Raw genomic sequence first — 25,290 nt, 5'->3', positions numbered from 1 at the left:
GGGGTTCTATCCGCGGAGAGAACCCCTCACCCGTCTCAATCGTGCTTCGCACGATTGATCCACCCTCTCCCACAAGGGGAGAGGGGAAGAGAGACGGAGGCCCCATGAAATTCTTCTCCTTCTGGCGATCGCTGGCGAGCTTTCGCGTTCGCATCGCGCTCAATCTGAAAAATGTTCCGGTCGAAGTGATCTTCGTCGACCTCGACGCCAATGCTCATCGCGATCCCGAGTATCGCCGGATCAACCCGCAGATGGCGCTGCCGGCGCTGGTCGCGGACGACGGCACCACCCTGTTCCAGTCGCTCGCCATCCTCGAATATCTCGAAGAGAAATATCCCTCCCCGCCGCTGCTGCCCACCGACCTCGCCGGCCGCGCCCGCGTCCGCGCGCTGGCGCTGATGGTTGCCTGCGAGGGCCACCCGTTGCTGACGCCGCGGATGCGGCGCTATCTCGACCACGAGCTGAATCTGCGCGACACGCAGCAGGCGGCATGGCGGCGACACTGGATCGCCGAGACGCTGGCAGCGCTGGAGGGGCACCTTGCTGATAACAAGGACACCGGAAAATTCTGCCATGGCGATGCGCCGACAATCGCCGACATCTGCATGGTCGGCCATGTCACCGCCGCGCTGAACCAGCAGGTCAACCTGACGACCTATCCGACCGTGAAGCGCATTTTCGAGACCGCAATGGCGCTGCCGGAATTTGAAAAAGCGCATCCGCTGGCGCAGCCGGACACACCGGAGGCGATGCGGCTGAAGTAGGGTGGGCAAAGGCGCGCTTGCGCCGTGCCCACCATTTATCGGCAGACCATCCTGGATGGTGGGCACGCTGCGCTTTGCCCACCCTACCAAAGCCCCTCACTCCTTCGGCGGGACCAGCGTCTGCTGAAAAAATCGCGAAAACAACCCCATGCAAAGTAGGATTGGGCTGGCTCCGCGGCCGCGGCTAGGCGCGGCCCCGTCCAGCTCAATCGCCGCTCGGCGGGGCCAGCGGCTGCACGATTTCCTTAAACGGCGGCAGCGCCTCGCAAGTGACGGAATGCGCTTTCAGCGCCCGATAGCTGGCGTCGAACAGCTCCGGATGCGCCTCGCCGACGAAGCGCAGCACGCAGGCGACCGCGATATCGGCGTGCCCGGCGCGCTCGCCGAACCAATACGGCGTTTTGACCGAGGCGCGCTCTTTCTCCAGCACCTCCAGCACGCCCGCGATCTGCGACTTGCAGCGCTCCACCCAGAGATCGAGCTGTTCCTTGCGCAGCACGCGCTCGTACAGCAGGCTAACGCCCTTGTCGCCGAGCCCCATCGCCAGCGCGCAAATCCGCAGATGCCGCCAGCGCGCCTCGCCGCCGCGCGCGATCATCGCCTTCTCGGGGCCGACGCGATCGTCGAGATAATCCAGGATCATCGCGCTCTCGATCAGCGCTTCCCCACTATCCAGCACCAGCGTCGGCACCCGGCGCAGCGGATTATGGGCCGCGATCTTGTCGGCATCGCCGAAGGTCGACCACGGCTTATGCTCGAAGGCGATGCCATAGAGCCGCATCGCGATGGCGACGCGGCGGACGAAGGGGGAGTCGAATTGGCCGATCAGGATCATGATGTCTCACACTCAGGTTCGTCATTGCCGGGCTCGACCCCGCAACATCCCTCTTCAAAAGACTCTCTTGAAGAGGGATGGATGCCCGGACCAAGTCCGGGCATGACATGCAGGGTCGGGGTTGCGCTCCTCGCCATCCTAAGTACGCTGCTTCACATTGCAACCAACGAGTCGCATGATGATGCGCACCTTACCTATGCTTTCCGCGCTGTCCGTGCTGACATTTGCCGCCACATCGCACGCCCAAACTGCCCCCACCGGCTTCCAGTCGCCCTCCAAAAACATCGCCTGCCAGTATTTCAACTACGACAAGCAAAACGTGCTCCGCTGCGACATCAGCGTGATGGACACCAAGCCGCGTCCCCCCGCCGATTGCGAACTCGACTATGGCAGCGCCTTCGAGATGAACGCCAAAGGCCCGGCCGCCCGCATCTGCCATGGTGACACCGTGATGGACAAATCACTGCCGGTGCTGGCGTACGACGAGGTCTGGCAGCGCGGGGGATTTACGTGCAAGTCGGAGCAGGCCGGCGTGACCTGCTTCAACACGGACCGACGCGGGTTCTCGCTGGCAAGAGTGAAGCAGGAAATGTTTTGAGGTCACGGAAACACCTGGCGCAATTCGGGCTCCTCAGACATTACGTTACGCTATTCCTCTATAAGGCCGGCTATCCGACTTGACTGCGCCAACAGGACCGCAGCTTGCTCCATATTTGCTCTTGTTACGGATTGAACAATCACCAAGTTAGGCTCAAAAAACGCGCCGCCACGCTGAAGCTCGCTTTCTATCTCCTGGCCGAGGCGCACGGGGTCGTAGAAGTTCAAGCGATATCGCTTCCCTGAAACAATGATCCGTGCCTCGGAAAACCAGCCTTTGGTCTCGACTTCCCATTCGTAGTCCGCGAAGTCCGCCGGTAAATCAAGCGAAAAGCCCGGCATAGCTCCTCCCCACTATTCAATCACCGGCACATGCGCCGCCACATCGCGCGGCGCGGTGCCGTCAAGGCGGGGATCGTCGACGACCTCGATCTGCCGTCGGAACGCACGAAACCCCGAACGCTGATAGAAGGCGAGCGCGGCGGGGTGGTCGAAGGTGCAGGTGTGCAGCCAGACGCGGCTGATCGGCCGCGACCATGCGAGCTCCAGCGCGCGATTCATCAGCCAGCGGCCGGCGCCGGTGCCGACCAGTTTTGCGGTGACGCCGAACATGCCGATCTCGCATTGGCGGGGCTCGCGAAAATTCAGCTCCAGCAAGCCCTCATCGCGGCCGTCGTCGACCATCGCGTAGACTTCGAGCTGCGGCGAATGGAGCCGTGCCGCGAGTTCGGCATCGGGCAACTGGTTTCGCGAGAACCACAGCCATTCCTCGCCGACGCGACGATAGAGATCGCGAAACCAATCGAGCGGCGGGATCTCCACCCGGCGCAGCGACCAGGCTCTGGGCGGATCAGAACGCGGCGCGGGCCGTTCAGTCATCTCCAGATGCGTGACGATAGCGGCGATCTTGCCGGCGGGGATGTCCGAATAGCCGTCAGGCACTGTCAACTGACGTCACTCCCCTTCATCGCTTGCCAGCACGCCCTTCACCGCCCTCGCCCAACCCGCCAGCTTCCGCTCGCGCGTCGCCGCACTCATCGCCGGCTTGAAGCGGTGTTCGAGCCGCCAGTTGTCGGCGAACTTTGCGGGCTCAGGATAGACGCCGGCGTTCAACCCGGCGAGATACGCAGCGCCTAACGCTGTGGTCTCCTGGATCTTCGGCCGGTCGACTGGTGCATCCAGCAAGTCTGCGAGCCGCTGCATGGTCCAGTCGGACGCCGTCATGCCGCCGTCGACGCGGAGCACGATGTTGGCGGCGGTCGCGTCCGGCCAGTCGGCGCGCATGGCGGCCCATAGGTCGAAGGTCTGGTAGCAGACGCTTTCGAGGGCGGCATGCGCGAGTTCGGCCGGACCGGTGTTGCGGGTCAGGCCGAACAGCGCGCCACGTACGCGCGGATTCCAGTACGGCGCGCCGAGGCCGACAAAGGCCGGCACCAGATAGACGCTTTGCATGGAATCGGACTTGTCGGCGAGCGGGCCGGTTTCGGAGGCCTGCTTGATAATGCCGAGGCCGTCGCGCAGCCATTGCACCGCCGAGCCCGCGACGAAGATCGAGCCTTCGAGGGCATAGGTGCGTTTGCCGTTCAATTGATAAGCGATGGTGGTGAGCAGCTTGTTCTTGGAGGCCACCGGCGTGGTGCCGGTGTTGAGCAGCGCAAAGCAGCCGGTGCCGTAGGTCGACTTGATCATGCCGGGCGTGAAACAGGCCTGGCCGATGGTTGCGGCCTGCTGGTCGCCGGCAATGCCGGATATTGCGATCGGGCCGCCGAACAGGTCGGGCACGGTTTCGCCGAATTTGGCGGAGGAATCCTTGACCTCGGGCAGCATCGAGCGCGGCACGCGCAGGATTTTCAGGAGTTCGTCGTCCCAGTCGCCGGTGTGGATGTTGAACAGCAGCGTGCGCGAGGCGTTGGTGGCGTCGGTGACGTGCACCTTGCCGCCGGTCAGCCGCCACAGCAGATAGCAATCGACGGTGCCGAACATCAGTTCACCGCGGCCGGCGCGTTCGCGCGCGCCCGGGACGTGATCGAGGATCCAGGCAACTTTTGTCCCCGAAAAATAGGGATCGATGATCAGGCCCGTCTTGGCCGAAATCGCGGGCTCGTTGCCTTCGCTCTTCAACCTGGCGCAGATGTCGGCGGTGCGGCGGTCCTGCCAGACGATGGCGCGGTGCACCGCCTGCCCGGTGGCGCGGTCCCACACCACCGTGGTCTCGCGCTGGTTGGTAATGCCGATCGCGGCGATGTCTTTGGCTCTCAGGCCGGCCTTTTCCAGCGCCTCGCGGCAGACCTGTAACGTCGAAGTCCAGATGTCCTCCGGCTCGTGCTCGACCCAGCCCGACGCGGGAAAATGCTGCGGGAATTCCTGCTGCGCCGTGGCGGCGATGGAAATATCGCTGCGGAACACCATGGCGCGCGAGGACGTGGTGCCCTGATCGATGGCCAGCACAAAGGACATGACGTTGCTTCCCCGAAGGATTGTTGGTTGCGGAGAGGCAATCCGATTGGGAGGCGAAGGTCAAGTTGGGCGGAGAGCGGGCAGCGCGCTCACCCTCCCCTCGAGGGGGAGGGTCGGCACGCATCGCAAGATGCGTGACGGGGCGGGGTGACGGTCTGTCCCCTTGATCAGTGCCCGAGTGGAGAGATCACCCCACCTCGGTTCGCATTTCATGCGAACCGATCCTCCCCCTCCAGGGGAGGATAAGGAAGGATCACGGCGCTGCTGTCGTTACACCGCCGTCGACCACGATGGTCTGGCCGGTCATGAAGGTGGAGGCATCGGAGGCGAGGTAGGCCACGGCGCCGGCGATTTCATCGGGCTCGCCGATCCGGCGCAGCGGCGTGGTGGCGGTGCGGCGTTTGAGGTTTTCGGCGTCTTCCCAGAGTGCGCGGGCGAAATCGGTTTTCACGAGGCCCGGCGCGACGCAATTGACGCGGACGCCCTTGGGCCCCCATTCGCCGGCAAGGCTCCGGCAGAGTGCGAAATCCGCCGCTTTCGAAATGCCGTAGGCGCCGATCACCGTGGAGCCGCGCATGCCGCCGATGGACGAGATGATCACCACCGAGCCGTTGCCGCGCTCCGCCATCTGCGGGATCGCCAGCGCGCAGAGCCAGATGTTGCTCTTGACGTTACTGCCCATGATCTTGTCGAAGGCCTCGTCCTTGATATCGAGCAGCGGGCCGTAATAGGGGTTCACCGCGGCGTTGCAGACGAGGATATCGACCTTGCCGTAATGCTTTGTCGTGCCCGATATCAGCGCCTCGACTTCCTCGCGGCGCGAGATGTTGCAGGGGATGACATGGGCGTCGCCGCCCGCCTTTTTGATGCCTTCGGCCACTTCCTGGCAGGCGTCCGCCTTGCGGCTGGAGATCACGACCTTGGCCCCGAGCTTTGCCAGCAGTTCTGCGGAGGAGCGGCCGATGCCGCGGCTGGAGCCGGTGATGACGGCGACTTTTCCGGTGAGATCGAACGGGGTGTTTTTCATTGTTGTTGGCTCCGCATGACCGCTTTTAGTTCGTCATTCCGGGACACGCGCGAAAGCGCGTGGACCCGGAATCCAGAAGTTGTCGGCGCGAGATTCCGGGTTCGCGCTAACGCGCGCCCCGGAATGACGGAGGGTGTTACACCAGCCCACCTTCCGCGACACGGCGGAGGTGGTAGTCGGTGTCGCCAAACGTATTCTCGATCATGGTCAGGCGCTTGAAGTAGTGGCCGATTTTGGCTTCCTGGGTCATGCCGATGCCGCCGTGGAGTTGGATCGACTGCTGGCCGATGAACTTTCCAGATTTCCCGATCTGCACCTTGGCAGCGGCAACCGCGGTCGCGCGCTCCTTGGCGTCTTCGAAATCGGCCGCCATGGTCGCGAACATCGACATGCTGCGGGCCTGTTCGAGGGCGACGAACATGTCGGCAGCGCGATGCTGCAAAGTCTGAAAGCTGCCGATCGGAACGCCGAACTGCTTTCGCGTCTTGAGATATTCGACGGTCGTCTTCAGCGATTCATCCATCGCGCCGACGGCTTCCGCGCACATCGCGGTGCGGGCTTCGTCCACCACGCGCTCGATCAGCGGCAGGCTGTTCTCGGGATCGCTGATCGCGGCGTCGCTGCCAACCTCGACGCCGGTGAAGGTGATGTCGGCGGCATGCAGCCCGTCCTGGGTCGGATAGCCCTTGCGGGTGACACCCTTGGCATTCGCCGGCACGAGGAACACACCGATGCCCGTCTTGTCGTGCCGGCTGCCCTTGGTGCGCGCGGTCACGATCAGGGTGTCGGCATTCTCGCCGTTGAGCACGACGAATTTTTCGCCGTCGATGACCCATCCCGCGCCCTTCTTCTTGGCCGTGGTAGAGACGTCGGCGAGATCGTAGCGCGAGTTCTTCTCGAGCTGCGCGAAAGCAAAGGTTTTGCTGCCGTCGATGATGCCGGGGATGTGCGCGGCTTTCTGCTCGGCCGAGCCGCCATGGCGCAGGAAGCCGCCGCCGACCACCACGGTGGCCAGATACGGCTCCAGCACCAGCGCCCTGCCGAGCGCTTCCATCACGATCATGGTCTCGACCGCCCCGGCGCCGAAGCCGCCATCGGCTTCCGCGAACGGCAGGCCCAGCAGGCCCTGCTCGGCGAGCTTGCCCCAGACGGCCTTGCTCCAGCCGCCCTTCTCTTTCTGGTACTTCTTGCGCGCATCGAAATCGTAGGAATCGGTCAACAGACCGTCGATGCTTTCCTTGAGAAGCCGCTGCTCCTCGGACAAATCAAAATCCATGTTCTTTACTTTCTCCGGCTAACCAAATTCGTCGTCATGCGCGGGCATCCGCGCCCCACCCCCAGTCGTCATCCCCGCGAATGCGGGGATCCAGTATTCACCGGCGTTCTTCGTGAATCACGACCGCCGCGGCGTACTGGGTCCCCGCTTTCGCGGGGACGACGTGCGTTGTTGTGGCGCTATCTTGCCTACAGCCCCAGCACCGCCTTGGTGATGATGTTGCGCTGGATCTCGTTGGAGCCGCCGTAGATCGAGACCTTGCGGTTGTTGAAATAGCTCGGCGCGATCTGGGCGGTCCAGTCCATGGTTTCGTTGGAGGCCTCGTCGCCGTGCTCGTCGTAGGGAGCTGCGAACGGGCCGATCACTTCCATCAGAAGTTCGGTGGTGGTCTGCTGGATTTCCGAACCCTTGATCTTCAGGACCGAAGACGCCGGGTTGGGCTTGCCCTTGCCGTGTTTGCCTTCGTCCGCGACGACGCGGAGCTGCGTCAGTTCGAGCGCCTTCAGCTCGATCTCGCAGGCCGCGAGCTTCTCGCGGAAAGCCTGGTCCTCGATGACGGGTTTGCCGTTCGATTCGACCTTGGAGGCGAGCTCCTTGATGCGGCGCAGCCGCTCCTTGGAGACGCCGACGCGGGCGATGCCGGTGCGCTCGTTGCCGAGCAGGAATTTTGCGTAATCCCAGCCCTTGTTCTCCTCGCCGATCAGGTTCTCGACCGGCACCTCGACGTCGTCGAAGAACACTTCGTTGACCTCGTGGCCGCCGTCGATGGTCTCGATCGGACGCACGGTGACGCCCTTCGACTTCATGCTGAACACGATGAAGGAGATGCCCATCTGCTTCTTCGCTGACGTGTCGGTGCGGCACAGGCAGAAGATCATGTCGGCGTGCTGGGCCAGGGTGGTCCAGGTCTTCTGGCCGTTGATGATGTACTTGTCGCCCTTGCGCTCGGCCTTGGTCTTCAGCGAGGCGAGGTCAGATCCCGAGCCCGGCTCCGAAAAACCCTGGCACCACCAGTCGTCGACATTGGCGATGCGCGGTAGGTACTGCTTCTTCTGCTGCTCGTTGCCGAAGGTGTAGATGACGGGGCCGACCATGCTGACGCCGAAGGCGAGCGGCGCCGGCGCCGGATGCATCTGCAGCTCTTCGTTGAAAATGTACTGCTGCACCGAGCTCCAGCCGGTGCCGCCATATTCCTTCGGCCAGTGCGAGACGCCCCAGCCCTTCTTGTTCAGGATGCGCCACCAGGCGACCATCTCGTCCTTGGAGAGATGACGGCCCTCGACCATCTTGCGCCGCGTTTCCGGCGGTACGTTGTCCCTGAAGAAGGCTCTGACTTCTTCACGAAACGCGATTTCTTCCTTGCTGAAAGCGAGATCCATCGGATCCTCCTGTGAGCGAATTACATTCCGGCTAAACGATGCTGTTACTGTTGGCAGCTAGCGATGACTTCTGCTGCTTGCGCAATTCGTGGCGCGACAGCTTGCCGACCGGCGTGCGCGGCAGTTCCGCGACGAACTCGACGGCGGTCGGCAGTTCGTGCTTGCCTAGCTTGCCCGCGAGGAAGCTGCGCAGATCATCGATGGTGAACGGCTGAGCGCCGGCGCGCAGCGTGATGAAGGCTTTGGCCGACTCGCCGCGGTAGTCGTCGGGGATGCCGATCACGATGACTTCCTGCACCGACGGATGCGTATAGATCGCCTGCTCGATCATCTGCGGATAGACGTTGAAGCCGCCCGAGATGATCATGTCCTTCTTGCGGTCGACCAGGTAGAAATAGCCGTCGGCATCCATATAGCCGACGTCGCCGGTCAGGAAACGGTCACCGACAAAGGACTCCGCGGTCTCCTTCGGCTTGTTCCAGTAACCCTTGGTGACGTTCGGCCCCCTGATGCGCAGTTCGCCCGACTCGCCGACCGGCAGCACCTTTGTCGGATCGGTCAGCGATACGATGTCGATCTCGATGCCCGGCAGCATCACCCCGACCGAACCAGGCTTCTCCGGTCCATTTTCCGGATAGGCCGTGCCGGCCGGTGACGTCTCGGTCATGCCCCAGCCGCTCCGCAGCTTCATGCCGACCTTTCGCTCAAAAATCCTAGCGACTTCCATCGGCAACGACGCTCCGCCCGAGCCGGCGCTACGCAACGAGGAGAAATCGCGCTTGTCGAGATCGGGCAACGCGGCAATGGCGATCCACATCGTCGGCACGCCGGGAAAAACGGTGGCGCGCTTGACCTCGATGTCGCGCATCACGGCCTCCACGTCGAAACGCTGGTGCAGCGAGACCAGGTTGCCGCGTCGCAGCGAGGAAAGCAGCACCACGGTCAGCGCGAAGATATGAAACAACGGCAGCACGCAAATGACGCGCTCGATCATGTTGCGCTCCAGCCGGGCGGGTCTTCCCCAGATATCGTAGATCGACACGGCGGCCGTGAAATTGCCGTGGGAGAGCATGGCGCCTTTCGGCAACCCGGTGGTTCCGCTGGTGTATTGCAGCAACGCGACGTCGTCGATGTCGATTGCCGGCCAGGCGTCCGGCCTAGTCACGCCCTCGATGAACTGCTTGTGGGTGATGATCGCGGAGTTATCCGGCAGCGGCGTTTGCGGCGAGCCGACCTTGCCCCAATCGTCGTCCTCGCAGACGATCAACTTGTCGATCAGTCCTTTGTCGAGAAACTTAAGCGCTGTCGGAAGCAACGCTGAGAGATTACCGGTGACAACGATGCGCGCGCCGGAGTCCGAAAGCTTGTGCGACAGCGCGATCTCGCCGTCGAGCGGCGACAGATGCACGACCCGGGCACCGGCCTTCAGCGCACCGAAGAAATTGATCGGGTGATCGGGCGAATTGCCGAGGAACAGCGCGACCGAACTGTTCTTGCCGTAGCCCGCGCGGAGGAAGGCGCTCGCGGCGGTCTCCACCAACGCTTCGAGCTCGCTGTAGCTGATCGGCCGGTCGCGGAATTCGATGGCCGGCCGCGAGGCGAACTCGGCGGCGGCTGTCGACAATAGATCCGGCAGCGTACCGCGCGCGATCTGATCGTCCCAGCGGACGCCTTGCGGATAGAACTGCTCGCCGGGATGGGTCATGGATGCCTCGCAACGAGTGAGGCAGGCACGAGCGGATAGGCTCCCTTCCCCCTTGCGGGGAAGGGCTGGGGAAGGGGGTCCACACGGGCAGTCCCGATGCGGCTACCCCCCTCCCCAACCCTCCCCCGCAAGGGGGGAGGGAACGGAGAGGCCGTGCCGAGGATTCCCATCAAGCCGCCTTCGACTGCGCGGCCAGCGACGCAAAGGTCTTGCCTTCGGCGGCGAGGCGCTTGAGCAGCGGTGCCGGCTCGAGCGAGGGATCGTTGGTCTCCTTGGCATAGTACGACAGCCGGTCGGCAATATGCTTCAGCCCGACCTGATCGGCATAGAACATCGGGCCGCCGCGATAGATCGGCCAGCCATAGCCATAAAGCCAGATCACGTCGATGTCGCTGGGCCGCGCGGCGATGCTTTCCTCCAGGATGCGCGCACCCTCGTTGATCATCGGGTACATCATGCGCTCGAGGATCTCGTCGTCGCTGACGACGCGCTTCTTGCGGCCCAACCGCTGCAGCGTCTCGTCGATCAGCTTCTCGACTTCGGGATCGGGCAGCGGCGCGCGCGAGCCGCCTTCATACTTGTAATAGCCCTTGCCGGTCTTCTGGCCGAAGCGACCCGCCTCGCAGAGCGCGTCGGCGATTTCCGACTTGATGCCGCGGTCTTTTCGCGAACGCCAGCCGATATCGAGGCCGGCGAGATCGCTCATCGCGAACGGGCCCATCGGCATGCCGAACTTCGTCACCACGGCGTCGACCTGCTGCGGCAACGCGCCTTCGAACAAGAGCTTCTCCGACTGCTTGCCGCGCTGGGCCAGCATGCGGTTGCCGACAAAGCCGTCGCAGACGCCGACCACGGCCGGCACCTTTGCGATCTTGCGCGCAATCGACACGGCGGTGGTCAAGGCATCCGGCGCGGTCTTGTCGGCGCGCACGATCTCGCACAGCTTCATCACGTTGGCGGGCGAGAAGAAATGCATGCCGAGCACGTCCTGCGGACGCTTTGTCACCTTCGCGATCTCGTCGATGTTGAGATACGAGGTGTTGGAAGCCAGCACCGTGCCGGGCTTGGCGTATTTGTCGAGCGCCTCGAATACCTCCTTCTTGACCGCCATGGTCTCGAAGACAGCTTCGATCACAAGGTCAGCGTCCTTGACGTGCTCGAGACCGACCTTGCCGTCGATCAGGCCCATGCGCTTGGCCGGCGCATCCGCCGGGATGCCACCGCGCGCCGCGGTCGCCTCGTAATTCTTCTGCATCACGCCCATGCCGCGCTTGAGCTGCTCTTCACCGGTCTCAATCAGCGTCACCGGGATACCGGCATTGGCAAAGGACATCGCGATGCCGCCGCCCATGGTGCCGGCGCCGATGATGGCAACGCGCTCAACCGGGCGCGGCTTGGTGCCATCAGGTACGCCGGCGATCTTGGCGGCTTCGCGCTCGGCGAAGAAGGCGTAACGCTGGGCCTTGGACTGGTCGCTGGAGACCAGCTTGAGGAAACCTTCACGCTCCTTCTTCAACCCTTCGTCGAACGGCAGTTCGATGGCGGCACGCACCGCATCGGCCGCGGCGAACGGCGCTTCCAGCCCGCGCGCCTTCTTGGTCAATGCGGCAACTGCATTGGTAAAGATCGAGATGTCGGCCTTGGCAGCAGCGAGCTTTGAGTCATCGTCGCGCAGTTTGCGCAGCGGGCGCTTCTCCGCCAGCACCTTCAGCGCAAAGGATTCGCCACCCGAAGCGGGGCCGTCGACGATCTCCTCGATCAGGCCGTTCTTGAGCGCGTCGGCCGCGTTGATCGGATCGCCGCTGACGATCATCTTGACCGCCAGTTCGGGGCCGACGGCGCGCGGCAGCCGCTGGGTGCCGCCGGCGCCCGGCAACAGGCCGAGCTTCACCTCGGGCAGGCCGAGGCGAGCGTCCTTGGTGGCGACGCGATAGTGGCATGCCAGCGCGACTTCGAGGCCGCCGCCGAGCGCCGTGCCGTGAATGGCAGCAATGATCGGCTTCGGCGACTTCTCCATGAGGTCAAGCACCTCGGCGAGGCCCGGCGGCTTCGGCGGCTTGCCGAACTCGGTGATGTCGGCGCCGGCGATGAAGGTGCGGCCGGCGCAGGTCAGCACGATCGCCTTCACTTCCGAATCCGCGATCGCGCTCTTCATGCATTCGAAGATGCCGCCGCGTACCGCGGCACTCAGCGCATTGACGGGAGGACTGTTGACCGTGACGATGGCGATGACGTCATGACGCTCGAGTTTTACCACTTCGCTCACGGGAGTCTCCCTGGATCGTTTGCTCTTGGATGCCGCTCAACTTGCGTTGAGTAGCTACGGCTATTTCGGCTATTTCACCAATTTCGCACTGCGAAATTTAATTCCACACCTTGACAGGGAGGGTTATTTTGAAGCACGTCCCTTGTCAACGAGATCATCAGCAGCAGTAGCGGGTAATGAAGCGTCCAGGGAAGAAAGTGGCGACTGATCGCAGCTTCGTCGTCGCACTCTCCCGCGGACTCGATGTGTTGCGCGCATTCCAACCCAATGACGGGCTTCTCGGCAATCAAGAACTCGCCGCCCGTACCAAACTGCCGAAGCCAACCATTTCCCGGCTGACTTACACTCTGACCAAACTCGGTTATCTTACACCCGTTCCGCGCTTCGAAAAGTATCAGCTCGCGCCATCAGCCATGGCGCTTGGGTATGCCGCCCTTGCCAATCTCGGCGTTCGGCATTTGTCCGAGCCTTATCGCGAAGCGCTGATGCGCGAGACTGGCGGCGCCGTCGCGGTCGGCGGACGCGACCGTCACAGCATGATCTATTTCGGGCAGAGCCGCACCGGGCTGCTCGGTGTGCAGCTTGACGTCGGCTCACGCGTACCGATCGCGACCACCGCGATGGGACGGGCCTATCTCTGGGCCCTGCCCGACGACGAACGTGCCTCACTATTGCGCGAACTACGCGACCACTACGGCAATCGCTGGCCCAAAATGCGCGATGGCATCGAGCGCGCGGGCGAAATGCTTGCGCGTCACGGATTCACTATCTCTGCCGGCGAATGGCAGGACGATGTGCACGCCGTAGGTGTGCCGCTGAAGCTCGGCGACGGAACCGGACCGTATGCCTTCAATTGCGGCGCGCCTGCTTTCCGTTTTACGGAAGATCGTTTGATCAACGACATTGGACCTCGCCTTGTCACGATGGTAAGGAACATCGAAGCAGCGCTGGGCGGCGCAGCACCACAATCAAAAAAATCAGAGAACAAGAAGTTGAAAGCAGGAGGAAGAGTTGCACGTTTGGCCGAGGGGATCAGATAGCCTTCACCATGACCGGCAAAGACATTTGCGCGGTCATTCCCGCTCCGTGATCAGGGCGGGCGGGACGCGATGACGCAGGCACAGCTCGCGCGGGGAAATGCTCCCCTGCTCGCGGTTCGCGACGTCAGCGTCGTGTTCGGCGGCATCATCGCGCTCAACGGTGTGTCCTTTGACATGCACAAGGGAAACATCCTCGGGCTGATCGGACCAAACGGCGCCGGCAAGACGACGCTGTTCAATTGCCTCTCCAGACTCTACCAGCCGTCTTCCGGCGACATCCTGATGGAGGGCGTCAGCATCTTGACGCGGCCGCCACACCGGATCGCCGAGATCGGCATCGGGCGCACTTTCCAGAACGTCGCGCTGTTTCCCAATCTCTCGGTGCTCGACAACGTTCGCGTCGGCACCCATTCCCGTTCCAACAGCGACATCATCAGCGACTCCTTGCGACTGGGCTGGGTGCGCCGTGGCGAGGCCGAACTCAACAAGCACGTCCACGAGATCGTCACCTATCTCGGCCTTGATGACGTCGCCCACACCATCGTGTCAGGCCTGCCGTTCGGCACCCAAAAACGGGTCGAACTGGCGCGCGCACTGGCCGCGGATCCCAAGATTCTGCTGCTCGACGAACCCGCCGGCGGTCTCAATCACGAAGAAGTCCACGTGCTTGGCGACCTGATCAAGCGCATCCGCGACGAGCGCCACATGACCGTGCTGCTGGTCGAACACCACATGGGTCTGGTGATGTCGATCGCCGACCACGTCGTCGCACTCAACTTCGGCCGCAAGCTCGCCGAGGGAACGCCGGCCCAGGTCCAGGCCGACCCGGATGTCATCAAAGCCTATCTGGGGAGCAAGGACCAATGACCGCGATGCTCAACGTCAAGGACCTCCGCGCCTATTATGGCCAGGTCCAGGCACTTCACGGCCTCTCCTTCGCCCTCAACGAGGGCTCGCTGACCACCCTGTTAGGCGCCAACGGCGCCGGCAAGACCACCACCTTGCGCGCGATCTGCAACATGGTGCGCTCGACCGGAGCGATCGAGTTCGAGGGCAAGCCGCTCTCCGGCCAATCGACCGAAAACGTCGTTCGCCTCGGCATCGCCCATGTGCCGCAGGGCCGCGGCACCTTCACCACCATGACGGTGGAAGAAAATCTGCAGCTCGGCGCCATCACCCGCAACGACAAGAAGGGAGTGATCGCCGACATCGAGCGCATGTACCAGCATTTCCCGGTGCTGAAGGAACGGCACACCCAGCAGGCAGGCACACTCTCCGGTGGCGAGCAGCAGATGCTCGCGGTCGCGCGTGCGCTGATGCTGCGTCCACGGCTGATGCTGCTGGACGAGCCGTCGTTCGGCCTGGCGCCCCTGATCGTGCGCGAGCTGTTCAAGATTCTCGGCAAGATCAACCGTGAGGAAAAGGTCACCATTCTGGTGGTGGAGCAGAACGCGCAACTCGCGCTGGAGCTCGCGGACAAGGCCTACGTCATTGAAACCGGACGTATCGTGATGTCGGGAAGCGCTGCCGAAATCGCGAACAACGAAGACGTCCGTAAATCCTATCTCGGTTATTGAGGAGCGCAGCCGTGGAACTTTTTATCAACCAAGTTCTGGCTGGCATTGCCACAGGTGCGATCTATGCCTGCATGGCGCTCGCCGTCGTCATGATCTACCAGGCGATCGACCATCTCAATTTCGCCCAAGGCGAAATGGCGATGTTCTCGACATTCATCGCCTGGCAGCTGATGCAATGGGGGGTGCCATACTGGTGGGCCTTCCTTCTCACGCTGGCGTTTTCGTTCGCAGGCGGCATCGTCATCGAGCGCATGTTGTTCAAGCCGCTTGCCAAGGCGCCGGTCCTGACCAATGTCGCCGGTTTCATCGCATTGTTTGCGATCGTCAACAGCGTCGCCGGACTGACCTGGGACTTCACGATCAAGCAGTTTCCGACACCGTTCGGATCGTCACCTTTTCTTGGCAGTCAGCTGATCTCGACCCATCAGGCCGGCATGATCGGCGTTACGGTGGGACTGCTGGTTCTGCTCTATCTGTTCTTTCAGTTCACCCGGATCGGCCTTGCCATGCGCGCGGCCGCCTCGTTGCCAGAATCGGCTCGTCTCGTCGGCATCAACACCTCCTGGATGATCGCGCTGGGCTGGGGCATGGCGTCTGCGATCGGCGCGATCGCCGGCATCCTGATAGCGCCGGTGGTGTTCCTGGAGCCGAACATGATGGGCGGCGTGCTGATCTACGGGTTTGCCGCGGCCGTCCTCGGCGGCCTGACCAGTCCGCTCGGCGCGGTTGTCGGCGGCTTCCTGGTCGGCGTATTCGAGAATCTCGCCGGGACATACATTCCCGGCGTCGGTAACGAGTTGAAACTGCCGATCGCGCTTGCGCTGATCATCACCGTGTTGGTTCTCAAACCGGCGGGCCTGTTTGGCCGGCCCATCGTGAAGCGAGTTTGATCATGAGCGCAGTTGAGGAAGTCGCAAACGAAGCACCGGCGGTCGAGGCCGTCCCGAAGAGAGCCATGACGCTCGGCTACGGCACCTCGCTCGTGGTGCTGGGGTTGCTGATCATCGCACCGATGTTCTTGAAGAATTTCTTCGTCTTCCAGATGACGATGTTGCTGATCTACGCGCTGGCGGTTCTGGCGCTGAACATCCTGACCGGCGGCAGCGGCCAGTTTTCACTGGGCCAAAGTGCCTTCTACGCGGTCGGAGCTTATACCTCCGCCATCCTGATGGAGCATATGGGCGTAAACTACGCCCTGACATTACCCATTGCCGGCATCATCTGCTTTGGTTTCGGGTTCTTGTTCGGTCAGCCGGCGTTGCGTCTGAGCGGCATCTATCTGGCGCTGGCGACGTTTGCGCTGGCGGTAGCAATGCCGCAGTTGCTTAAACTCGGCTTCTTCGAACACTGGACCGGCGGCGTGCAGGGACTGGTCGTAACCAAGCCCGATGCACCGTTCGGCCTGCCGATATCGCAGGACAGGTGGCTGTACTACTTCACCCTCGTGATCGCGATCGGGATCTATATCGCCTCGGTCAACCTGCTTCGGTCGCGCTCCGGCCGCGCCTTCATGGCGATCCGGGACAACGAAATCGCGGCCTCCGCCATGGGCGTCGACGTGGCGCTGTACAAGACGCTGGCGTTCGGCGTCTCAGCCGGCATCACCGGCGTTGCCGGTGGTCTCGGCGCCATCGCGGTGCAGTTCGTGGCGCCAGACGGCTACACCATCACGCTCGCGATCTCGCTGTTCCTCGGCATGGTCGTCGGCGGCGTCGGCTGGCTGCCGGGATCGATCGTCGGCTCCGCCTTTATCATCTTCGTGCCGAATATCGCCGAACACATATCCAAGGGCCTCTCCGGCGCGGTGTTCGGCGTGCTCTTGTTTATTGTCATCTTCCTCGTGCCGCATGGCGCAAGGCAGGTCGCAATCGTTGCGCAGCAGATGCTCGGTAAATTGAAGAACTAACTTCACGCCGCGGGATCTGTTCGGCACAATCATCAGCGGCGAACTCGGCCGTTAACCAATATTCCGCCGGGCGGTAGTTTCCCGGATCATCCGACTAAATACCGCCCTCCGCGACGCCGTCGCGGGGGCTTTTTGTTGCTGGACGCAGCCGAAAGGTATTCAATGAAGCCCAAGAGCCGCCAAGCGCTCCAATCAAAAACAATGACACAGTCATCGATCCCAGGGAGATCAAAAAATGTCCGCCATCAACTTGCGACTGGGAGCCTTTGCGGCCGCCCTCGCATTGCTTGCCGCGACCAGCAGCGGCGCATTTGCACAAAAGAAATACGACACCGGCGCCACCGACACCGAAATCAAGATCGGCAACATCATGCCCTATAGCGGACCGGCTTCCGCTTACGGCGTGATCGGAAAAACCGAAGAGGCCTATTTCAGGAAGATCAACGCCGAGGGCGGCATCAACGGCCGCAAGATCAACTTCGTCAGCTATGATGACGCCTACAGCCCGCCGAAAACCGTGGAGCAGGTGCGCAAGCTGGTCGAGAGCGATGAGGTCCTGCTCGTCTTCAACTCGCTCGGCACTCCCCCGAACACGGCGATCCAGAAGTACTTGAACACCAAGAAGGTGCCGCAACTGTTCGTCGCCACCGGCGCCACCAAGTGGAACGATCCGAAGGACTTCCCGTGGACCATGGGCTGGCAGCCCAATTACCAGAGCGAGTCGCAGATCTACGCCAAGTACATCCTGAAGAACCATCCGAACGCCAAGATCGGTATTCTTTATCAGAACGACGACTACGGTAAGGACTATCTAAAAGGCTTCAAGGACGGACTTGGCGCCAAGGCCGCATCAATGATCGTCCTGGAGGAGAGCTACGAAGTCTCCCAACCGACGATCGACTCCCATATCGTCAAGCTGAAGTCGTCAGGCGCCGACGTATTCTTCAACATCACCACACCGAAGTTTGCGGCGCAGGCGATCAAGAAGAATGTCGAGATCGGCTGGAAGCCGCTGCATTTCCTAAACAACGTCTCGGCATCGATCGGCAGCGTGATGAAGCCGGCCGGCTTCGAGAACGGGCAGGACATCATCTCGTCGCAATACTTCAAGGATCCAACCGACGCGCAATGGAAGAACGATGCCGCGATGAAGGCATGGAACGAGTTCCTGGATAAGTATTATCCGGAAGCCAACCGGGCCGATGCATCGGTGATGTACGCCTATATCGTCTCTCAAGGCTTGGTGCACGTGCTAAAGGCCTGCGGCGACGACCTGACCCGCGCAAACGTCATGAAGCAGGCGGCCAGCATCAAGAACCTCGAACTCAACGGCCTGCTGCCTGGGGTCAAGGTCAACACGTCGGCGACCGATTTTGCTCCGCTCTCGCAATTGCAACTGATAAGGTTCAAGGGCGAGAACTGGGAGCGCTTCGGCGAAATCCTCTCCGGTGACGTCGGCGGCTAACCCCCGCTTTCGCGAGCTCTGCTTAAGATGCAGCCCCTGCGGCTTTTGCCGCAGGGGCCTTTTTATTGTGACGCCTTTGGCAAGATGCTAATCACGACGCTGTCAGAAGAGCCTCGTCAAGAAGCCCGACAGTTACATTAAGAAATGAAAAGGGAGAGACAGAAGTGTCCACAATCAAAAAACTTGCGGTGGTTTCGACCGCGTTTGGATTGCTCGCGGCAAGTTCGAGCGGCGTTCTCGCACAGAAGAAATACGATTCCGGTGCGAGCGACAGCGAAATTAAGATCGGCAACATCATGCCCTACAGCGGACCGGCCTCCGCCTATGGTGTGATCGGCAAGACCGAGGAAGCTTACTTCAGAAAGATCAATGCCGAGGGCGGCATCAACGGCCGAAAGATCAATTTCATCAGCTATGATGACGCCTATAGCCCGCCGAAGACCGTGGAGCAGGCGCGCAAGCTGGTCGAGAGCGATGAAGTCCTTCTGGTCTTCAACCCGCTTGGCACCCCGCCGAACACGGCGATCCAGAAGTACCTGAACAGCAAGAAGGTGCCGCAACTGTTCGTCGCCACCGGCGCCACCAAGTGGAATGATGCGAAGCATTTTCCGTGGACGATGGGCTGGCAGCCCAACTACCAGAGCGAAACGCAGATCTATGCGAAATACATTCTGAAGGAGAAGCAGAACGCCAAGGTCGGCATCCTCTATCAGAACGACGACTACGGTAAGGACTACCTGAAGGGCTTCAAGGACGGCCTCGGCGCCAAGGCCGCTTCGATGATCGTGCTGGAGGAAAGCTACGAAGTCTCCGAGCCGACCATCGACTCCCACATCGTCAAGCTGAAGGCCTCCGGCGCCGACGTGTTCATCAACATCACCACGCCGAAATTCGCGGCGCAGGCGATCAAGAAGAACGCCGAGATCGGCTGGAAGCCGCTGCACTTCCTCAACAATGTCTCGGCCTCGATCGGCAGCGTCATCAAGCCGGCCGGCATGGAGAACGCTCAGGACATCATCTCCTCGCAATACCTGAAAGATCCGACGGATGCGCAGTGGAAGGATGATGCGGGCATGAAGGCCTGGAACGAGTTCCTGGACAAGTATTATCCGGAAGCCAACCGCGCCGACGCCTCGGTGATGTTTGGCTATACCGTGGCGCAGGGTCTCGTGCATGTGCTGAAAGCCTGCGGCGACAATCTCACGCGCGAGAACGTCATGAAGCAGGCCGCCAGTATCAAGGACCTCGAACTCGGCGGGCTGCTGCCGGGCATCAAGGTCAACACGTCACCGACCGACTTTGCGCCGATCTCGTCGGTGCAACTGATCAAGTTCAAGGGCGAGACCTGGGAACGCTTCGGTGAAATCCTGTCCGGTGACGCCGGCGGCTAGTCATCTCAATTTGTAATCGGTCCATTGCGGGCCGGAAGAGCCCTCGCGGCACGCTCGCGGGGGTTTTCTTTTGCAGCGATTGGATGGATAACCAGACCTCCCGTCCCGTTAGCAGCCCCCGTTGCAGATCATGACCGACCGACGTCCCCTCTTGCGTGCGATCTTTGATGCGGCCGTCGCGGCCGCGCATCCCGACGTCGTGCTCTCAGCACATCTGCCTCCCGCGCCCAAGGGCAAGGTGATCTGCCTCGCCGCAGGCAAGGGCGCGGCGGCGATGGCGGCGGCGGCCGAACGGCACTACCTCGATACGCTGGGGCTCGACCCGTCGCGGCTGACCGGCCTTGCCACCACGCGCCACGGCCACGGCGTGCCGACGCGGCGGATCAGGGTTGTCGAAGCCGGCCATCCCGTGCCCGACGAAGCCGGGCTAAAAGCCGCCGACGAGACGCTGCGTCTCGCCGCGGAGGCGACTGCGGACGATCTTTTGCTGGTGCTGTTGTCCGGCGGCGGCTCGGCAAACTGGATCGCACCCGCAGATGGCGTTTCGTTCGCACAGAAGCAGCAGGTAAACCGCGCGCTGCTGCGGTCGGGCGCGCCGATCGGCGAGATGAACGTCGTGCGCAAGCATCTGTCGCGGATCAAGGGCGGCCGGCTGGCCCGCGCCGGGCAGCGCGCCGCCGAGATCGTGACGCTTGCGATCTCCGACGTACCGCACGACGATCCGTCCGCGATTGCATCGGGACCGACGGTACCCGATTCCTCCACGCTGGCGGACGCCCGCGCCCTGGTCGCAAAGTATAATCTCACAGTCGACGATGCCGTCAGGCGCGCGCTCGACGACGTCAGGAACGAGAGCTGCAAGCCCGGCGATCCCGCCTTTGCCCGCGCGCAATTCGAGATGATTGCAAAGCCGAAGGCTTCTCTGGACGCGGCGATCAAGGTCGCGAAGGACGCAGGCTATGAGGTTGTTGGCCTCGGCGCGGATCTCGAAGGCGAGGCGCGCGAGGTGGCGGCCGATCATGCGCGACTGGCGCTGAAGGCACAAAGCGAGGGCAAACGCATCGCGATCCTGTCGGGCGGCGAGCTCACGGTGACCGTGCGTGGCAATGGCCGCGGCGGTCCCAACCAGGAATATGCGCTGGCGCTGGCGGATCTTCTGAAGGATACGTCCGGCATTGTGGCATTGGCCGCAGACACCGACGGCGCCGACGGCGGTGCCGGCAGCGCGACTGACCCGGCCGGCGCTTTGATCGATCAGGCGACGTTCGCGAAGATGAAGTCGCTCGGCCTCGATCCCGCGGCCTACCTCGCCAACAACGATGCGACCGCGTTCTTTTCGGCCACCGGCGATCTCCTGCTGATCGGCCCGACCCTCACCAACGTCAACGACGTCAGGGTGATCCTGGTCGATCCGGCATAGATCGCGGGGTAACTGCCGGCGCCTCGCATGCGCCGCAACGACATTAACGCTTTGTTGAGCAGTTTGCGAAGAACCCGCGCGCGTTTTACCGATCTCGAAGCTGCGATTCACCAGCTTGGCATCTAATGGCCGTTCTCCTGGGGGAGGAGAGCCGCCAGTGGCGGCTTGGGAAACGCTCTATGACAGATCACGTCCAGATATCCGCGCCGCGGTCAGCGCATTTAAGCGCTCGGCTGGAGGACGCGATCAACCATATGTCGCTCGGCATCGTCGTATTCGACGAGAAGCGCGAGGTCGTTTTCTGCAACCATCGTTACAGGGAAATGTACGGGCTCTCGCCTGAACAGGTGAAGCCGGGAACACCGACGCAGGAACTGATCCGGCACCGGCTGAAACTCGGGCTGAAGGTGCAGGTCGCGGTCGATGATTATATCCGTGAGCGCGTCGGTCGCGACATCGCACTCGACACCACGGTGCAGGAATTCACCGACGGCCGGATCGTCGCCTACACCGTCTACCCGATGCCGGACGGCGGCGGGATGGCGACCCACGAGGACATCACCGAGCGCGAGGAGCTCAATGCCCGGCTGAAGAAACAATTCGAGCTCGGCAAGGAGCAGGAAGAAGCCCTGCGCGTCAGGAACTTTCAGTTCGACACCGCGATCAACAACATGTCGCAGGGGCTTTGCTTCTTCGATTCCGACCACCGCCTGATCGTCTGCAACGAGCGCTTCGTTACGATGTACGACATTGCGCCCGAGCGCGTCAGCCCCGGCATGTCGCTGGTCGAGATCGTCGACCTGCGCTTCGAGGCCGGCAGCTTCCCCGCCATGACGCGCGACGAATATCTGCAATGGCGCACCAACGTGGCGGTCTCCAATGAGGCGAAAGACAGCATCGTCGAATTGAAGAACGGGCGTACCTTCAAGATCCGCCACCGCCCGATGCCCGGCGGCGGCTGGGTCGCGACCCATGAGGACATCACCGACCAGCGGCAGTCCGAGGTCAAGATCGAGTACATGGCGCACCACGATGCGCTGACCGATCTTGCCAATCGGGTGCTGTTGAACGACCGGCTCGAACATGCGCTTGGCAGGGTTTCCGGCGGGGAAATGGTGGCCGTCCATCACCTCGATCTCGATCAGTTCAAGGCCGTAAACGATACGCTCGGCCACCCCTGCGGCGACAAGTTGCTCAGGAGCGTCGCCGAACGGTTGCGCCGCCTCGTTGGCGATTCCGACACGATCGCGCGGATGGGCGGCGATGAATTCGTCATCGTGCAGGCCCCGATCTCGGACCCTGCCGATGCCACTTCGCTGGCGCAGGGCGTCATCGATGCGTTGAGCGAGCCCTATGAAATCGACGGCCAGCAGGCCGTGATCGGCGTCAGCATCGGCATTTCGGTCGGTCCCGGCGATGGATCGAACCCCGACAAATTGCTGCGCAATGCCGACCTCGCGCTCTACCGCGCCAAGAGCGACGGCCGCAGCACGTTCCGCTTCTTCGAGCCTGCGATGGACCTGCAGATGCAGACCCGCCGCATCATGGAGCAGGATCTGCGCAAGGCGCTGCCGGCGGGCGAGTTCGAGCTGCATTACCAGCCGGTCGTCAACTTGGCGAGCAAGGAAATCAGCGGCTTCGAGGCGCTGATACGCTGGAACCATCCGACCAAGGGACTGATCTCGCCGGCCGCCTTCATCCCGCTGGCCGAAGAGATCGGCTTCATCGTGCCGATGGGCGAGTGGGTCATCAGGCAGGCTTGTGCCACCGCCGCGCAATGGCCCGACAACCTTCACGTCGCCGTCAATATTTCAGCGATCCAGTTTCGCAGTCCCGGCTTGATGCAGGTCATCGTCGGCGCGCTCGCCGCCTCCGGTCTCGCGCCGACGCGGCTGGAGATCGAAATCACCGAGAGCGTGTTGCTCCACAACAAGGAAGCGACGCTCGCGCTGCTGCATCAGTTGCGCGCGCTCGGCATCCGGATCGCCATGGACGATTTCGGCACCGGATATTCGTCGCTGACCTACCTGCAAAGCTTTCCGTTCGACAAGATCAAGATCGACCGCTCGTTCGTCAAGAACATCACCGAGAATTCGAGCTCGCTCAACATCGTGCGCGCGGTTGCCGCGCTCGCCAATGGCATGGGCATGACGGCGACCGCCGAGGGCGTCGAAACCGCGGAGCAACTCCACAGCATCGCTTCCGAAGGATGCACGGAAATGCAGGGCTTCCTGTTCAGCAAGCCGCTTCCCGCCGCCGAGATCGAGCGGCAGTTTCTGTCGGGACGCGGGCCGCGAGAGGCTCAAGGCCGCATCGTCGCTGCGTGACTGCTCACTATCACCGTCATTCCGGGGCGATGCGCAGCATCGAACTATGGTGCGCAATTGCGCACCTGAGAATCTCGAGATTCCGGGTTCGGTCCTTCGGACCGCCCCGGAATGACGCGCCTCAAAACTCCGCCGCGATCTTCGACAGCATCTCAAGCAGCGCGACGCGGTTGGCGGGACCCAGCAGCTCGTTGAGACGCGCCTCGTGCTTGCTGGCGACGAGCTTCTTGGCGCGCGCCAAAACTGCCCTGCCCTTGTCGGTCAGAACCAGGATGTGCGAGCGACGGTCGTTGGTCGAGCGCATCCGGGCACAGAGGCCGCGGCTCTCCAGCGCATCCAGCATCGAGACGAAATTCGGCCTGAGGATGCCGAGCGTGTTGGCGATTTCGGTCTGGTTGCGCCCGGGATTGCGGTCGAGCAACAATAGCACCGAGAATTGCGCCGGCGTCAGTTGCAGCGGCGCGACACAGCGCAGGAAATCCTCGAATACCTTGAGCTGCGCGCGCTTGAGCGAATAGCCGAGCAGGTCGGCCAGCTCGCCCAGTTGCAGCCCGGCACTCTCCGCGGCGCCATCGGCGATTTCCTTGCCGTTGCCGCGCGACGACTTGACGACATCGGTCGCTGCCTTGGAAACTGTCATGGCGTGAGGCTCGCCCCCGAAAAAGGCGCGGCCGGTGACCGGGCCTTGATGTTATATTTGATAATTGTTATTGGATATATCAAATATCGGCGCCTTTCAACTGCCGAGATATGGGACGGCCGGCGGACCGTGCGAGGTCAAGACCGGCGACGCTTTTAGGGGGAGCGCCAGTCTTGAATACGACAATCATGCTGTTCCTGCTGCAGGACGGCATCACCAATGGCGCGATCTATGCGCTGCTCGGGCTGGCGCTGGTGCTGGTGTTTGCCGTCACCCGCGTCATCCTGATCCCGCAGGGCGAGTTCGTGACCTTCGGCGCGCTGAGTTACGCCATGCTGGCAACCGGTCAGGTGCCGGGCACCGCAAAGCTGGCAGTGGCCATGGGCGTGGTCGCGTTCGGCCTCGACCTGTTTGAGGCACGGCGATCGCTACGGCCCAGGCGGGTCGCGCGCGCCTTTGCCCTCAACATCGCTCTCCCCGCCGCAATCCTGGCCCTGACCTACGGCCTTGCCGGTCCCAAGACCCCGATTGCAGTCAACATCGCGCTGTCGCTTTTGATCGTCGCGGCTATCGGGCTGTTCCTCTACCGCATCGCGTTTCAACCGATCGCCCATACTTCGGTGCTGGTGCTGCTGATCGCCTCCGTCGGCTGTCATCTCGCGCTGCAGGGCCTGGGCCTCGTGTTCTTCGGCGCCGAGGGCCTGCGCGGGCCGGCGCTGTCGAATGCGGCACTGACGATTGGCCCGCTGCGCTTCACCGGCCAAAGCCTTGCGGTCTACGGGCTGACGGTCGCCTTCATCGTTGCGCTGTGGCTGTTCTTCGGCTTCACGCTGATGGGCAAGGCGTTGCGCGCTACCGCCGTCAACCGCCTCGGCGCCCGCCTCGTCGGCATCCGCACCACGCTGTCGGGGCAGATCGCTTTCCTGCTGGCATCCATCATCGGCGCGATTTCCGGGATCCTGATCGTGCCGATCACCACGCTCTATTACGACACCGGCTTCCTGATCGGCCTGAAGGGTTTTATTGCCGCCATCATCGGTGGACTCGTCAGCTATCCGCTGACGGCCGTCGCAGCCTTGCTGGTCGGCAGCGTAGAAGCGTTCTCATCGTTCTACGCCAGCAATTTCAAGGAGGTCATCGTCTTTACGCTGATCCTTCCCGTGCTGGTGCTGCGTTCGCTCGCAGCGCCCGCGGTCGAGGAAGAGAAGGATTGACGGC

General features: G+C 62.4%; 22 protein-coding genes. 12 read left to right on the top strand and 10 right to left on the bottom strand.

Annotated elements, in window-relative coordinates; all coding sequences use genetic code 11:
• Nucleotides 1-104: 104 nt before the first annotated feature.
• On the top strand, nucleotides 105-764 hold the full coding sequence (maiA, locus tag V1292_RS11380) for a maleylacetoacetate isomerase (protein WP_334372574.1): 660 nt from the start codon (nucleotides 105-107) through the stop codon (nucleotides 762-764).
• A 205-nt stretch (nucleotides 765-969) separates the two neighbouring features.
• Here the strand turns inward: maiA and V1292_RS11375 are convergent, their stop codons facing one another.
• Complete coding sequence (locus tag V1292_RS11375) at nucleotides 970-1,599, bottom strand: glutathione S-transferase family protein (protein WP_334372573.1); 630 nt, start codon at nucleotides 1,597-1,599, stop codon at nucleotides 970-972.
• 175 nt (nucleotides 1,600-1,774) lie between these two features.
• Between V1292_RS11375 and V1292_RS11370 the strand changes: the two genes are divergently transcribed.
• Entirely contained in the window at nucleotides 1,775-2,197 is a 423-nt protein-coding gene (locus tag V1292_RS11370; protein ID WP_334372571.1) for a DUF6636 domain-containing protein, read from the top strand.
• A 50-nt stretch (nucleotides 2,198-2,247) separates the two neighbouring features.
• Here the strand turns inward: V1292_RS11370 and V1292_RS11365 are convergent, their stop codons facing one another.
• The 8 genes from V1292_RS11365 to V1292_RS11330 all read right to left on the bottom strand — a co-directional run bounded on the left by V1292_RS11365 (nucleotide 2,248) and on the right by V1292_RS11330 (nucleotide 12,306).
• Nucleotides 2,248-2,538: a hypothetical protein gene (locus V1292_RS11365; RefSeq protein WP_334372569.1), complete on the bottom strand. Its 291-nt coding sequence runs from the start codon at nucleotides 2,536-2,538 to the stop codon at nucleotides 2,248-2,250.
• A 12-nt stretch (nucleotides 2,539-2,550) separates the two neighbouring features.
• Nucleotides 2,551-3,144: a GNAT family N-acetyltransferase gene (locus V1292_RS11360; protein ID WP_334372568.1), complete on the bottom strand. Its 594-nt coding sequence runs from the start codon at nucleotides 3,142-3,144 to the stop codon at nucleotides 2,551-2,553.
• Nucleotides 3,145-3,150: 6 nt separating this feature from the next.
• A complete protein-coding gene (gene glpK / locus V1292_RS11355) occupies nucleotides 3,151-4,653 on the bottom strand; it encodes a glycerol kinase GlpK (protein WP_334372566.1) in 1,503 nt (500 codons plus the stop codon).
• Between the two features lie 253 nt (nucleotides 4,654-4,906).
• Nucleotides 4,907-5,680, bottom strand: coding sequence for an SDR family NAD(P)-dependent oxidoreductase (locus V1292_RS11350; protein ID WP_334372565.1), 774 nt, complete (start codon nucleotides 5,678-5,680; stop codon nucleotides 4,907-4,909).
• Nucleotides 5,681-5,816: 136 nt separating this feature from the next.
• Nucleotides 5,817-6,956, bottom strand: coding sequence for a pimeloyl-CoA dehydrogenase small subunit (gene pimD, locus V1292_RS11345; RefSeq protein WP_334372564.1), 1,140 nt, complete (start codon nucleotides 6,954-6,956; stop codon nucleotides 5,817-5,819).
• 188 nt (nucleotides 6,957-7,144) lie between these two features.
• Nucleotides 7,145-8,335, bottom strand: a complete 1,191-nt coding sequence (gene pimC / locus V1292_RS11340; RefSeq protein WP_334372562.1) for a pimeloyl-CoA dehydrogenase large subunit — start codon at nucleotides 8,333-8,335, stop codon at nucleotides 7,145-7,147.
• 31 nt (nucleotides 8,336-8,366) lie between these two features.
• A complete protein-coding gene (gene pimA / locus V1292_RS11335) occupies nucleotides 8,367-10,040 on the bottom strand; it encodes a dicarboxylate--CoA ligase PimA (RefSeq protein WP_334372560.1) in 1,674 nt (557 codons plus the stop codon).
• A gap of 169 nt (nucleotides 10,041-10,209) precedes the next feature.
• Nucleotides 10,210-12,306, bottom strand: a complete 2,097-nt coding sequence (locus V1292_RS11330) for a 3-hydroxyacyl-CoA dehydrogenase NAD-binding domain-containing protein (RefSeq protein ID WP_334372558.1) — start codon at nucleotides 12,304-12,306, stop codon at nucleotides 10,210-10,212.
• Nucleotides 12,307-12,482: 176 nt separating this feature from the next.
• On the opposite strand from V1292_RS11330, the gene V1292_RS11325 reads away from it, so the two are divergent.
• The 9 genes from V1292_RS11325 (at nucleotide 12,483) to V1292_RS11285 (ending at nucleotide 23,432) form a co-directional block, all read left to right on the top strand.
• Nucleotides 12,483-13,346, top strand: coding sequence for an IclR family transcriptional regulator (locus V1292_RS11325; protein ID WP_334372555.1), 864 nt, complete (start codon nucleotides 12,483-12,485; stop codon nucleotides 13,344-13,346).
• 69 nt (nucleotides 13,347-13,415) lie between these two features.
• Complete coding sequence (locus V1292_RS11320; protein ID WP_065731783.1) at nucleotides 13,416-14,213, top strand: ABC transporter ATP-binding protein; 798 nt, start codon at nucleotides 13,416-13,418, stop codon at nucleotides 14,211-14,213.
• Complete coding sequence (locus V1292_RS11315) at nucleotides 14,210-14,923, top strand: ABC transporter ATP-binding protein (RefSeq protein ID WP_334372553.1); 714 nt, start codon at nucleotides 14,210-14,212, stop codon at nucleotides 14,921-14,923. Before V1292_RS11320 ends, V1292_RS11315 begins: the two co-directional genes overlap by 4 nt.
• A gap of 11 nt (nucleotides 14,924-14,934) precedes the next feature.
• Nucleotides 14,935-15,813, top strand: coding sequence for a branched-chain amino acid ABC transporter permease (locus tag V1292_RS11310; protein ID WP_334372551.1), 879 nt, complete (start codon nucleotides 14,935-14,937; stop codon nucleotides 15,811-15,813).
• 2 nt (nucleotides 15,814-15,815) lie between these two features.
• Nucleotides 15,816-16,829, top strand: a complete 1,014-nt coding sequence (locus V1292_RS11305) for a branched-chain amino acid ABC transporter permease (protein ID WP_334372549.1) — start codon at nucleotides 15,816-15,818, stop codon at nucleotides 16,827-16,829.
• Between the two features lie 235 nt (nucleotides 16,830-17,064).
• Nucleotides 17,065-18,294, top strand: a complete 1,230-nt coding sequence (locus tag V1292_RS11300) for an ABC transporter substrate-binding protein (protein WP_334372547.1) — start codon at nucleotides 17,065-17,067, stop codon at nucleotides 18,292-18,294.
• Nucleotides 18,295-18,458: 164 nt separating this feature from the next.
• Nucleotides 18,459-19,685, top strand: coding sequence for an ABC transporter substrate-binding protein (locus V1292_RS11295; protein ID WP_334372545.1), 1,227 nt, complete (start codon nucleotides 18,459-18,461; stop codon nucleotides 19,683-19,685).
• A 130-nt stretch (nucleotides 19,686-19,815) separates the two neighbouring features.
• Complete coding sequence (locus tag V1292_RS11290; protein ID WP_334372543.1) at nucleotides 19,816-21,105, top strand: glycerate kinase type-2 family protein; 1,290 nt, start codon at nucleotides 19,816-19,818, stop codon at nucleotides 21,103-21,105.
• 179 nt (nucleotides 21,106-21,284) lie between these two features.
• Nucleotides 21,285-23,432, top strand: a complete 2,148-nt coding sequence (locus V1292_RS11285; protein ID WP_334372542.1) for an EAL domain-containing protein — start codon at nucleotides 21,285-21,287, stop codon at nucleotides 23,430-23,432.
• 121 nt (nucleotides 23,433-23,553) lie between these two features.
• On the opposite strand, the gene V1292_RS11280 is transcribed toward V1292_RS11285, so the two are convergent.
• Entirely contained in the window at nucleotides 23,554-24,072 is a 519-nt protein-coding gene (locus V1292_RS11280; RefSeq protein WP_334372540.1) for a MarR family winged helix-turn-helix transcriptional regulator, read from the bottom strand.
• Between the two features lie 173 nt (nucleotides 24,073-24,245).
• On the opposite strand from V1292_RS11280, the gene V1292_RS11275 reads away from it, so the two are divergent.
• The gene (locus tag V1292_RS11275; RefSeq protein ID WP_334372538.1) at nucleotides 24,246-25,286 is read left to right on the top strand and encodes a branched-chain amino acid ABC transporter permease; all 1,041 of its coding nucleotides are present in this window, start codon (nucleotides 24,246-24,248) and stop codon (nucleotides 25,284-25,286) included.
• Nucleotides 25,287-25,290 lie beyond the last annotated feature (4 nt).

Origin of the sequence: Bradyrhizobium sp. AZCC 1719 (genome assembly GCF_036924525.1) — a bacterium.
Taxonomy (GTDB): domain Bacteria; phylum Pseudomonadota; class Alphaproteobacteria; order Rhizobiales; family Xanthobacteraceae; genus Bradyrhizobium.
Note: the sequence above shows the minus strand (reverse complement) of the source record. Positions and strands in the feature narration are given on the sequence as shown.